Annotated in this window: 8 protein-coding genes; 1 reads left to right on the top strand and 7 read right to left on the bottom strand. The window is 73.9% G+C overall.

The window, feature by feature from the left end:
• Positions 1–135: 135 nt before the first annotated feature.
• Positions 136–930, bottom strand: a complete 795-nt coding sequence (locus ACZ4TV_RS24480) for an ABC transporter ATP-binding protein (RefSeq protein ID WP_468136962.1) — start codon at positions 928–930, stop codon at positions 136–138.
• Positions 923–1,834 carry an ABC transporter permease gene (locus ACZ4TV_RS24485; RefSeq protein WP_468136963.1) on the bottom strand — a complete coding sequence of 304 codons (912 nt, stop codon included), beginning with the start codon at positions 1,832–1,834 and terminating at the stop codon, positions 923–925. Before ACZ4TV_RS24485 ends, ACZ4TV_RS24480 begins: the two co-directional genes overlap by 8 nt.
• Positions 1,835–1,995: 161 nt before the next feature.
• On the opposite strand from ACZ4TV_RS24485, the gene ACZ4TV_RS24490 reads away from it, so the two are divergent.
• Positions 1,996–2,625, top strand: a complete 630-nt coding sequence (locus tag ACZ4TV_RS24490) for a TetR/AcrR family transcriptional regulator (protein WP_468136964.1) — start codon at positions 1,996–1,998, stop codon at positions 2,623–2,625.
• 138 nt (positions 2,626–2,763) lie between these two features.
• On the opposite strand, the gene ACZ4TV_RS24495 is transcribed toward ACZ4TV_RS24490, so the two are convergent.
• The 5 genes from ACZ4TV_RS24495 to ACZ4TV_RS24515 form a co-directional block, all read right to left on the bottom strand.
• Entirely contained in the window at positions 2,764–5,019 is a 2,256-nt protein-coding gene (locus tag ACZ4TV_RS24495; RefSeq protein WP_468136965.1) for a bifunctional glycosyltransferase/CDP-glycerol:glycerophosphate glycerophosphotransferase, read from the bottom strand.
• Between the two features lie 160 nt (positions 5,020–5,179).
• Positions 5,180–6,139, bottom strand: a complete 960-nt coding sequence (locus ACZ4TV_RS24500; RefSeq protein WP_468136967.1) for a carbohydrate ABC transporter permease — start codon at positions 6,137–6,139, stop codon at positions 5,180–5,182.
• Positions 6,136–7,452, bottom strand: coding sequence for a carbohydrate ABC transporter permease (locus tag ACZ4TV_RS24505; RefSeq protein ID WP_468136968.1), 1,317 nt, complete (start codon positions 7,450–7,452; stop codon positions 6,136–6,138). The genes ACZ4TV_RS24500 and ACZ4TV_RS24505 overlap by 4 nt, the downstream gene beginning before the upstream one ends.
• Before the next feature lie 4 nt (positions 7,453–7,456).
• Positions 7,457–8,815 (bottom strand): ABC transporter substrate-binding protein, encoded by a 1,359-nt coding sequence (locus tag ACZ4TV_RS24510; protein ID WP_468136969.1) that lies wholly within the window; start codon positions 8,813–8,815, stop codon positions 7,457–7,459.
• 140 nt (positions 8,816–8,955) lie between these two features.
• Positions 8,956–11,961 (bottom strand): FHA domain-containing protein, encoded by a 3,006-nt coding sequence (locus ACZ4TV_RS24515; RefSeq protein WP_468136971.1) that lies wholly within the window; start codon positions 11,959–11,961, stop codon positions 8,956–8,958.
• Between the last annotated feature and the right edge of the window lie 17 nt (positions 11,962–11,978).

Here is an 11,978-nt window from a genome sequence, read left to right on the forward strand (position 1 = left end):
TGCGAAAAGAAAGGCTGTGGCGGTGGGGGGGGAGGGGGGCGCGGGCCGTGCTCTTTTTTCCCCCCCCCCCCGGCCCGTTCCGCGTGAGTGGCCGGTGCGGCGCCGTTGCTGGGGCTCCGCCCCAGACCCCGCGCCTCAAACGCCGGCGGGGCTGGATTTGGTGAAGGCCTCGTAGGCGTCGCAAACTTGGGATGAGGGGCCGTCCATGCGGAGGACGCCTGATTCGAGCCAGATCGCGCGGTCGCAGGTCTCGCGGACCGTGTTGATGCCGTGGCTGACGAGGAAGACCGTGCCGGCGCGTTCGCGGAGTTCTTCGATGCGGGCCTGGCTGCGTCGCTGGAAGGCGGCGTCGCCGGTGGCCAGGGCCTCGTCGATCATCAGCACGTCGTGGTCCTTGGCGGCGGCGATGGAGAACCGCAGGCGGGCGCCCATGCCGGAGGAGTATGTACGCATGGGCAGGGAGATGAAGTCGCCCTTCTCGTTGATGCCGGAGAAGTCGACGATGTCCTGGTAGCGCTCGCGGATCTGCTGCTTGGACATGCCCATCGCGAGGCCGCCGAGGACGACGTTGCGCTCGCCGGTCAGGTCGTTCATCAGGGCGGCGTTCACACCGAGGAGCGAGGGCTGGCCGTGCGAGTAGACCGCGCCGCGGGCCACCGGCTGGAGGCCGGCGATGGCTTTGAGCAGGGTGGACTTCCCCGAGCCGTTGGAGCCGATGAGGCCGATGGCCTCGCCCTTGTACGCGGTGAAGCTGACGCCCCTGACGGCGTGCACCTCGCGGATGCCGGGGGCCGGCTTGCGGGAGAAGATCCGGCTGAGGGCGGCGGTGGCGCCGCCCTTGCGGCCGCCGCCCGCCTGGACCTTGTAGATGACGTGGACCTCGTCCGCGATCACGGTGGGGACGCGGGTCTTCGTTGCGGTGTCAGCCACGGCCGTACGCCTCCTCGGCCTTCCAGAAGTAGACGAAGCCGCCGACGCCGGCGAGCAGGGCCCAGCCGACGGCGATCGGCCACGCGTGGTGCGGGAGCGCGTGCGCGTCGAAGCTGTCGATCAGCGCGAAGCGCATCAGGTCGATGTAGACGGCCGCCGGGTTGGCCTGGAGCATCAGCAGCACCCACTGCGGCAGGTGGTCCGTCGCGAGCATCTGGTCGATGGACCACATGACGCCCGAGGAGTACATCCAGGTCCGCAGGACGAACGGCATCAGCTGGCTGACGTCCGGGCTCCTGCTGCCGATGCGGGCCATGATCATGGCGCAGCCGGCGGCGAAGACGGCCGTCAGGCCCAGGGCCGGGACGGCCAGGAGCCAGGAGGGGCTCGGGGTCTGACCGAGGGCGAGCAGCAGGACGACCAGGGCGCACATGGTGACGAGCAGCTGCTGGAAGAGCTGGACGACGGCGGCGAGGGGCAGGCTCGCGCGGGGGAAGTGCAGGGCGCGGACCAGGCCGAGGTTGCTGTGGACGGCGCGGGTGCCGGCGTTGACGGAGCTGCCGATGAAGTCCCAGACGAAGACGCCGGTGAGCAGGAAGGGGACGTAGTCCGGCACGCCGTGGCTGGCCTTCATCACGACGCCGAAGATGAAGTAGTAGACGGCCGCGTTGAGCAGCGGGGTCACCAGGTGCCAGAGCTGGCCGAGCTTCGCCGTGCTGTACGCGGCCTGCATGCGGGCGCTCGCGTAGGCGGTGACGAAGTGGCGGCGGTCCCAGAGCTCCGCGATGTAGCGGGGGAGGGTGGGGCGGGCGCCGCTGAGGGTGAGGCCGTGGGCGGCGGCGAAGTCCGCGAGGTCCGCGGGGGTCGTCGGCGGGGCGGTCGGGGATGCGGTCGCGGTGGTCACTGAGGTCGCTTTCGACGGGGTACAGGGCGTCGGCTGGCCGGGGGCACCCCCAGCGGTAGCTGGGGGAGGGACGGGTCCGTATCGTCGCTACGGCGAGGCTAGGGGCTCGCACGTCGGAACGCAACCGTATCGTCGTGACGGGGCGCAGCTATGCTCTGTGCATGACCACCGACCCTGCCGCCGCCCCGGCCGCCCCCGCTCCCGCCCGCCGAGCCCCTGCCGGGGCCGCCGTCCTGCGGGAGGACGTGACCGAGGCGATCCGCGACGCGGTGCTGGAGGAGCTGGCCGCGGTCGGCTTCTCGAAGATGTCCATCGAGGGCATCGCGCGGCGGGCGGGCGTCGGCAAGACCGCGGTGTACCGGCGGTGGAAGTCGAAGCTGCACCTGGTGCTGGACCTGGTCGGGGCCTTCGCGGCGGACGGCCTGCCGGTGCCGGCGACGGGGTCGCTGAACGGGGACGTACGGGCCCTGCTGGAGGTCATGTCACACGTGCTGCGGCACCCCGTGGCGTCCGCGGTGATTCCCGATCTGCTGGTGGAGGCGGCGCGGAATCCGGAGATCGCGGATGCGGTGCGGGGGGCGTTGGTGGAGGGGCAGCGGCGGATGGCGGAGGGGGTCGTCTCCGGAGCCGTGGCGCGGGGCGAGCTGGCGGAGGGGGTTGACGCGGGGCGGGCGCTGGATCTGGCGATCGGGCCGTTGTACTGGCGGCAGGTGGTCGTCCGGGACGAGGTCCCCGCGGGGTATCTCGACGAGCTGGCCCGGTCGGTGGTGGCGGGGCTGCGGGCCGTCTGACCCGTGCGGGCCGCCTCCTGGGGGCGCCGCCCCCAGACCCCCGCGCCTCAAACGCCGGCGAGGCTGAAACATCCAGCCTGGCCGGCGTTTGAGGCGCGGGATCTGGGGCGGAGCCCCAGCAGTGGCGGCCGGCGGGCGCTACTGCCAGACGGCGGTCAGGGTTGGTTCCGGGACGGCGGCAGGGGCCGACGGGGTCGGGTGGCGGTCCTCCAGGGGGATGACCGCCGGGATCGGGACCGTCTGGCCCAGGAAGACCCTGCGCACCACCCGCTCCGCCGCATGCCCGTCATCGTACGAGCAGAAGCGCGCGCGGAACGCCGCCCGCAGCTGCGCCGAGCGCGAGCCCTGCCAGTGGCCCGTGGCGAAGATGTCCACCAGCTCGTCCTCGGTCCGGGCGATCGCGCCCGGCGGGCACGACCGCAGGTCGAAGTAGGTGCCCCGGGCCGCCTCGTACGCCTCCCAGTCGTCCGCGTGGATCACGATCGGCCGGTCCAGCGCCGCGTAGTCGAACATCAGGGACGAGTAGTCCGTCACCAACGCGTCCGAGGCCAGGCAGAGTTCCTCCACCGAGGGGTGCGAGGAGACGTCGATCAGGCGGGGGTGCGCATCCGGCGACGGCGGGGCGTCCGCGTACGTGAGGTGCGTGCGCGTCAGCAGCGTGAAGCGGGGGCCCAGGTCCCGCAGGACCCGCTCGAAGTCCAGGTGGTCCGGCCGGCTGCGCCGGTAGTCGCGGTGGGTGGGCGCGTACAGGATCGCCGTCGAGCCCGCCGGGATGCCCAGCCGTTCGCGCAGCTCCAGCACGTCCGCCTGGGTGGCACGGTGGAAGACGTCGTTGCGCGGGTAGCCGTACTCCAGCGTCGTGTAGGAGGACGGGACGGCCTTCTCCCACACCAGGGTGGAGTGCCGGTTCGCGGACAGCAGGTAGTCCCACTGGTCGGCGCCGCGCAGCAGCCCCGCGAAGTCCATGGTCGGGGTGGCCGCCGGACGGTCCAGGAGGTCGAGGCCGACGCGCTTGAGCGGGGTGCCGTGCTGCGTCTGGAGCAGGATCTGGCCCGGGCGCTTGACCAGGGCGCGCTCGAAGTTGACGTTCGTGACCAGGTACGTGGCCCTGGCCAGGGCGCTCCAGTACGCCGCCGAGCCCGGCCGCAGCGCCGCCGTCTCGCGGGGCAGGGTCGAGGCGTGCTCCGGGTCGCAGATCCACGCCGTCCGCATCCGGGGCGCCAGTTCCCGCAGCGTGGCCTCGACCGCCGCCGGGTTGCAGGCGTAGCCGCCGTGCCAGTACGCGGAGAAGACCGCCAGCTCCCGGCGCAGGGGGAGGAGGCGCTGGATCCGGTAGTGCAGGCGCAGCGCGGTTTCCCGCAGGCCCCGGGCCAGGACCGAGCCGCCGCGGCCCGCCGCCAGCGCCGCCGAGCGCAGCGTCGAGAGCAGCCGGTACGTGCGCCGGGTGCCCAGCCGCATCAGGGTGTGCCGGATCCGGTCGGTCCGCGACAGGGACAGCGGCAGCGCGCCCCGGCCGCCCGGGGCGCGGTAACGGCGCAGCAGGGCGGAGGCCCGGCTGAAGAACTCGGCCCGGCTGGCGCGCGGGAGGCGGCGCGGGTCGGCGTACAGGGTGCAGAAGTGCTCGGCCATCCGGCGGTGCACGGCGGGGCGCCAGCGTTCCAGCTCGGGGCGGCCGGCGAGGTAGCCGAAGACCCGGTCGTACTGGTCGAAGATGTCGAGGTGGCGGCGGCTGGAGGTGGTCAGGATCGACCCGGTGCGCCGCTGGCGGTAGTGGACGCAGACCCGGTCCAGGACGGCGATGGACTCCGCGGCCAGCAGCGCCGGGTAGGTCCAGGGGGTGTCCTCGTAGAAGCCGGGCGGGAATTCGAGGCCCTCGCGCTGCACGTACTCGCGGCGGTAGGCCTTGTTCCACACCACCATCAGCAGGGAGAGCAGGGCCGGGCGGTCGGCGAGCCGGAAGCTGGCCGGGCCCTCCTCGGACAGCCGGTGCGCGAGGCGGTTGCGCACCAGTTCGCCCGACCAGAAGGTGCGCGCGTAGTCGTAGACCAGGACGTCGGGGGAGCCGGTGGCCTTCAGCCGGTCGGTGATGGCCTGGAGGGCGCCGGGGGCCAGGATGTCGTCGCCGTCGAGGAAGAGAAGGTAGTCGCCGGTGGCCCGGGCCAGGCCCGCGTTGCGGGCCGGGCCCAGCCCCAGGTTGTGCGCCAGGTGCACGGCGGTCACCCGGGGGTCACGGGCCGCGTACTCGTCGATGATCGAACCGCAGGCGTCCGGGGAGGCGTCGTCGACCGCGATCAGTTCCAGATCCGGGTACGACTGCGTCAGGACCGAGTCCAGACTCTCCTGGAGATAGGCCTGGACCTTGTACGCGGGCACGATGACGCTGAACCGGGGCACGGCACATCCAGGGGTCGGCGCGGGCATATTGCCCAGGAACCCCCGGCGTGGCGATCGGGTTACGCTGCGTGTGGCATTCGGGTTACTGAGCGTCAACGGTGCACGTCAACTGCGGTGCGTCGGGGCCGTGCCGGGGTCGTGCCGGGGCCGCGCGGGCCCGTTACTTGATCGATCCGGCCATCACCCCCGAGACGAACTGCCGCTGGAACGCGAAGAAGACGACCAGGGGGATCACCATCGACAGGAACGCGCCCGGGGCCAGCACGTCGATGTTGTTCCCGAACTGCCGTACCTGCTGCTGGAGCGCGACCGTGACCGGCGGCTGGGACGAGTCCGCGAAGACCAGCGCCACGAGCATGTCGTTCCACACCCACAGGAACTGGAAGATCCCGAGCGAGGCGATCGCCGGACCGCCGAGCGGCAGCACCACCCGTGCGAACAGCCGCAGTTCGCCCGCCCCGTCGAGGCGGGCCGCCTCCAGCAGCTCGCGCGGGATCTCCGCGAAGAAGTTGCGCAGGAGGAACACGGCGAAGGGCAGTCCGAAGGCGGTGTGGAAGAGGACCACTCCCGCCGTGGTCTCGAACAGCCCGATGGAGCCGAAGAGTTCGGAGACCGGGATCAGCGCCACCTGTACGGGGACGACGAGCAGGCCGACGACGACGAGGAAGAGCCAGTCCCGGCCGGGGAACTCCAGCCAGGCGAAGGCGTATCCGGCGAAGGCGCCGAGGAACAGGACGAGCAGGGTGGCCGGCACCGCGATCGCGAAGGTGTTCAGGAGGGAGCCGGTGATCGTGTCGTTGGCCAGCAGCCGCTCGTAGTTGTCGACGGTCAGCCGCGAGGGCGCGGTCAGCACCTGCCACCAGCCGCCCTTGTTGAGGTCGGTGGGGGAGAGGAAGGAGGAGACGAGCAGGCCGAGGGTCGGCAGCAGCCAGAAAAGCGCGGCCGCAACCAGGAAGACGCGCGCCACGCCTGCGGCGAGCTTGGCGGAAACGGCCTTGGCGTACGAGGCCTTCGCGTACGAGCGCTTCGCGCGCCCGACCTCGGCGTACGCGGCCTGGGCGTACGCGGCGCCCGCCGGGGTTCCCGCCGTCGGGTCCGGCGTTGCGTCGGAACGGCTCATCGGGACCCCTCCTTGCGCAGCCGGCGGATGTTCACGAGCATCACCGGGATCACCAGCACCAGCAGCAGCACGGCGATGGCGCTGCCCAGCCCCGCGTCGGCATCGGTGCCGAAGGAGGTCCGGTACAGCTGGAGCGCGAGCACGTTCGCGTCGTCCTGGACCGCGCCCGGCGCGATCACGAAGACCAGGTCGAAGATCTTCATGACGTTGATGACGAGGGTGACGAGCACGACCGCCAGGACGGGCGCCAGCAGCGGCACGGTGATCCGGCGGAACACCTGCCACTCGCTCGCCCCGTCCACCCGCGCCGCCTCCAGCAGCTCACGCGGTACGGCCGCCAGCCCCGCCCCGATCAGCACCATCGCGAAACCGGCCCACATCCATACGTACGCCCCGATGACCGCCGGCGTGACGAGCGTCGGGCCGAGCCACTCCACCCCGGCGTAGGCCTCCCGGAAGTTCGACGCGGGCAGCCGCAGCAGCGCCCCGTCGGCCTTCTCGGACAGGGTGAAGGTGCCGTCGGCGCGGGCCGTCGCCCTGTCGACCACCTTGCCGTCCTTGACCGCCTCGATCCGCATCCCGGCGAAGGCCGACTCGGTCGGATCGACCGCGTTCGTACGGCCGCCCCCGCCGCGGGTGAAGTCCTGCCAGGCCGTCCCGGTGACCTTCCCCGGTTCGGCGGCGGCCGCCTTCGCGGCCCCGGTCCCCTCGGGCAGGGCCTCCGGGGCCACGCCCACCAGCGGGAGCAGCACCGGGGTGCCCGCGCGCACGGGGTCGCGGGTCATGAAGGCGCCCCCGCCGGCGTCCGCGAGCGGCGAGTCCCGGCCCGGCCGGGCCTTGGGGAAGGCCGAGGACTCCGCGAAGGTGTCGTGGACCCCGACCCAGACCGCGTTGGCGACGCCCCGGTCGGGATCGTGGTCGTAGACCAGCCGGAAGATGATGCCCGCCGCCAGCATCGAGATCGCCATCGGCATGAACACCAGCAGTTTGAACGCCGTTCCCCAGCGCACCCGTTCGGTCAGCACCGCGAAGATCAGACCGAGGGCGGTGGCCGTGGTCGGGGCGAGCACCACCCACAGCGCCGTGTTCTTCAGCGCGGTGCGGATGGTCTCGTCCTGCATGATCTCGCGGTAGTTCCCGGCGCCGACGAAGGTGTCGCCGGAGCGGTCGAAGAAGCTGCGGTAGAGGGAGTAGCCGATCGGGTGCACGACGAGCGCGCCGAGCAGCACGAGGGCCGGGAGGAGGAACGCCGCCGCGATCAGACGGCGGCGCCGGGCCTCCGCGGAGACACCGTTCGCGGCTGGGGCCGTCACGGGATCAGTTCCCGTAGGCCTTGGCCGCGTCGGCCTCCAGTTTCGCCTGGGTGCCCGCCACGTCCGACGGGTTCGCCAGGAAGTCCTGGAGCGCCTTCCACTCACCCGCGCCCGGGGTCCCGCCGAAGGCCGCAGGGGCCTGGTCCGACATGTCGAAGCGGAAGTCGTCGCCCGCCGCGATCAGCGCCTTGGCGATGCCCCGCTGGATGTCGTTCGGGTAGGCGGCCGGATCCACCGCCTTGTTCGGGGAGACGAAACCGCCCTCGCGGGCCTGGATCTGCGCCGCGTCCGCCGAGGCCAGGAAGGTCAGCAGCGCCTGCGCGCCCTTCGTCGGCTTCAGCGCGACCGCCACGTCACCGCCCGAGACCACCGGCGCCTTCTCGCCGACCGCGGGGAAGGGGAAGACGAGGGCGTCCTCGCCGACCTTCGCGTCGGTCTGCGCGATGTTCACCGCCACGAAGTCACCCTCGAAGACCATCGCCGCCGCCGGCCGGTCGCCGCCGGTGAAGGTCTGCGTCACCGACTTGGGGAACTCGGTGGACAGCGCCCCGCTCGACCCGCCCGCCAGGAAGTCCTTGCGCCCGAACAGCTCGCCGAGCGTGGTCAGCGCCTGCTTGACGCTGTCGTCCGTCCACTTGATCTCGTGCTTGGCCAGCTGGTCGTACTTCCGCGGACCCGCCTGCGAGAGGTAGACGTTCTCGAACCAGTCGGTGAGGGTCCAGCCGTCCGCGCCCGCCACCGAGACGGCCGGGGTGCCGGAGGCGGACAGGGTGTCGGCCGCGGTGATCAGTTCCTTCCAGGTCTTCGGGGGTTTGACGCCCGCCGCCTCGAAGGCCTTCGCGTTGTACCAGATCAGCGACTTGTTGGCGGCCTTGTAGTACACGCCGTACTGGGTGCCCCCGACCGCGCCGAGCTCCTTCCAGCCCGCCGAGTAGTTCGCGTCGAGCTGCGCCTTGGCCTCCGGGCCCACCGGCTGCGCCCACTTGTTCTGCACCGCCGAGACCAGCGCCCCGACCTGCGGGAGCAGCGCCACGTCCGGCGGAGCCCCGCCCGCGATCTTCGAGCCGAGGAAGGTGACGATCGGGTCCTGGGCCGGGACGAAGGTGACCGTGGCCCCCGTCCGCTTCTCGAACTCCTTGAGGACCTTGGTGAAGTTCTCCTGCTCCGGCCCCGTCCAGACGGCGGCGACCGAGAGCTTCTCACCCGTCAGTTGCGGTAATTGCACCCGCGGTCCGGTCGGCGCCTCGGCCTGCGGCGGGCCGGCCTTCTCGCCCCCGCCGCCGCACGCGCTGAGCGCGAGGGCGCCCGCCGCGGCGAACGCCGTCCAGGTGAGTGTCGTGCGGCTCGTTCCGTGCCTGCGCATGGCTCTGCCCCCGATGCCCGTGGTGTGTCCCGGACCACAAGGTCTACGCCGACCCGCGCGCCCCCGCAATACCGCGTGGCGGGCGCGGAGTCGACTTCAGGGGGCCGGCGGGCGGCTTCGGGGCGTCCGGCCGGGCGACTTCAGGGCGCCGGCGGGAACAGCACGGGTATGGCCGAGACCAGGTGCGAGGCCCGGTCCAGGGCGCTGGCCAGCAACGCGAGGTCGGTGGGCCCGTTGCCCAGCTCGCGCACCGGGCGGCGGGCCGGCGGATCACCCATCCGCTCCCACTCCACCGGAACCACCGTCGGCCGCAGGGTCGCCGTCCGGGGGATCCGGCCGGTGACCCGGCCCGCCTGGAAGGGGACCGTCCGGCCGTCCGAGTACCGCAGCAGGCCACGGCCGGGGCCCGGCTGGTCGGGGGCGTCGAGCTCCACGCGCAGGGTGGTCAGCCGGGCCAGCCCGGTGTCGGCCGTACGGTCCGGGCGGGCGGTGGTGGCCACCAGGTGCACGCCGAGCCCGGCGCCGTCGCGGGCCACCGCCTCCAGCGCCCGGACCACCGAGCCGGCGGCGGGGCGGCCGGTACTGCCGAGCCCCGGCGCGACCAGCGCGTCCAGATCGTCCACGAGCACCACCAGGCGGGGCAGCGGGCTCGGCCCGGCCGGATCCGTACGGGCGCCCGTCGACAGGGGCGCGCGCAGCCGGAGCGTTCCGGTGCGGTGGGGGTCGAGGTCGCCGCGCAGTTCGCCCGGGGAGGGCTGGCGGGGCGAGACCATCCGGCCGGAGAGCTCGCGCTGCGCGTGCCACTCGCCGAACGCCACCCCCTCCAGCAGCTCGGCGCGGCGCTTGAGCTCCGCGCCCAGCGCCTGGGCGAACTCCCGCATGCGCAGCGGATCGGAGGCGACCAGGTGGGCGGAGACGTGCGGCAGTTCGGTGCAGGGCAGCAGCCCGTCGCCGCGCTCGCCGCCCGCCCCGTCGAGGAGGACCAGCCCGAGCCGGTCGGGCCGGGCGGCCGCCGACAGCGAGGCGGCCACCGACCGCAGCAGCTCGGTCCGCCCGCTCCCGGCGGGCCCCTCGATGAGCAGGTGCGGGCCGTCGTGGACCAGCTCGGTGCCGACGGGGCCGCGCCGCCCGCTGCCCAGCACGATCTCGACCAGGCCGCCCGTGCCCTGCCCCTGGTCGGTGGCGGCGGCCCAACGGGCCATCAGGGAGGCCGGGGTGGCCCGGGCAAGCCCCAGCTCGTCCAGCAGCCGTGCGGTGGCGGGCAGGGTCGCGGCGGAGGGCCGGTACGGCGCGGTGGAGCCGCCGTCGGCCGTGCGCAGGGGCGCCAGGGCGCGGGCGAAGCGCTCGGCCCAGGCGGCGGAGACGGCGTCGGCGGTGGCGGTGACCCCGGACGGGACCGGCCTGCCGCCGCTGACCGCGAAGGTCCGCACGGCCGTGGCCACGTCCCCGCTGAGCAGGGCGAGCGCCCCGCAGTCCCGGAAGGCGGGCGCGCTCGCGCAGGCGGCCTCGTACGTCTCGGCGACCGGTGAGGCGGGGGTGGCGGCGGGGGCCTCGGCGAGCGCGAGCACGTGGATCCCGGCGGCCGGGCCGTGCGAGGCGAGCCGCCCGGTGATGTCGCGCAGCGGGCCGGCCCCGGGATCGCCGTCGAGGACGACGAGCGTGTACGGGCCCTCGTAGGCGTCGGCCACCTGCCGGACCCGCTCCGGGTCGGCGGCCGCCCAGTGCGTACCGAGCGGACCGTCGTCGAGGCGCCGGGTCAGCTCACCGGTGCGGGCGGCGGCCTGGTCGCGGTCGTACGCGAGGAGGAGCCGGCAGTCCTGGCCGTGCGCGGGCCGTACGTGGGGCAGCCAGCCGAGCCAGCCCCAGTCGCGCCGCCGTTCGGCGAGGGCGCGGGCCCGATCGGTGGAGACGAGCACGATCTCCAGCTGCCCCGGCGCGTGCAGTGCGGCCAGCTGCGCGACCACCCAGCGGGCGACCCCGGCCAGCCGCGGCCGCGGGCCGGCGATGCCGAGGGCGCCGACGGCGGGCAGTGACACCCGGCACCCGGCCCCGAGCCCCACGTCCAGCACCGCGGCGTGAGCGGGCTGCCCGGACGTACGGGACCACAGGCGCTCAGTGGGTCCCATCGCGGCCAGCAGCAGTGCGGCGGGGTCGTCGGGGTGGGGCTCGGCGGCGGCCGGGGCCTGCGGCGCCGTCTCGGCGAGGTCCTCCCCGCGCACCCACTTGCGGGCCCATGCCCCGAGCCCCTTGCGCCGGCCGACGGGCGCGCCGGGCCCGGCTGAGCCGGAGGCGTCGGGCGGGACCCAGCCGTCGGGCTCGGCGGCGGGGGGAGGGGCGGGGTGCGGGAGCGCCCCGTGCGGTCCGGCCGGAGCAGGCGCCGCGACTGCGCCGGGTGTGAGGGCTGCGCCGGATGCGCCGGATGCGCCGGGTGCGGGGCCCGGCGGGGTGTGCGGCGCCTGGCCCGGCCCCTGGCCCGCGCCGGAGGCGAGCGGCGCACGGCCCGGGACGGAGAGGTGACCCTCCAGGTCCGAGGTCACCGGGAGGGGAGCGGCCGTACCGGCGGGCGCCAGTCGCAGGGTGGACTCGCCGACCCGGAGCAGCGAACCGGGCGTCAGGGCGACCGGCTGGGGCCCGACCGGGGTGCCGTCCAGCGTGGTGCCGTTCGTCGAGTCCAGGTCGGCGACCACGATCCGTCCGTCGCGGATCACCGTCACCGCGCAGTGCAGCCGGGACACGTCGGGGTCGTCCAGCGGGACATCGGCGTCGGCGGAGCGGCCGACCCGGATCTGGCCGCCGTGCAGCAGGTGCACGCCGCCCGCGTCGGGCCCGGCGACGACGTGCAGCTGGGGTGCGCCGAGGCCGTCCTCCGGCAGTACGTCCGGCACCGGTGCGTGCAGTGCCAGGACCGCCCCGTCCACCAGCGGCGGCTCACCCAGCACCCGCCGCTGGAGGTCGAGGCGCTCGGAGCCGGCGTACAGCACGACCGTGCCCCCGGTGTCGGGTCCGCCGACGGTCGCCGCGAGCCCGGAGGCGACCGCGGCCAGTGCGGTCCCGGCGGGTGCGGTGACGAGCACGTCACAGCTCGCGGGGGCGGTCGTGGTCTGGTGGCCGCTGCGCGACCCAAGGACGGTCAGCCGGATCTGCATCGCCGTCAGCGGTCCCT

The organism is Streptomyces sp. NPDC028910, assembly GCF_055564955.1.

Bases quoted from the DNA above. Each gene is read 5' to 3' on its own strand.
- ACZ4TV_RS24510 (WP_468136969.1), bottom strand. From the start codon at position 8,815: ATGCGCAGGCACGGAACGAGCCGCACGACACTCACCTGGACGGCGTTC.
- ACZ4TV_RS24500 (WP_468136967.1), bottom strand. From the start codon at position 6,139: ATGAGCCGTTCCGACGCAACGCCGGACCCGACGGCGGGAACCCCGGCG.
- ACZ4TV_RS24490 (WP_468136964.1), top strand. From the start codon at position 1,996: ATGACCACCGACCCTGCCGCCGCCCCGGCCGCCCCCGCTCCCGCCCGC.
- ACZ4TV_RS24515 (WP_468136971.1), bottom strand. From the start codon at position 11,961: ATGCAGATCCGGCTGACCGTCCTTGGGTCGCGCAGCGGCCACCAGACC.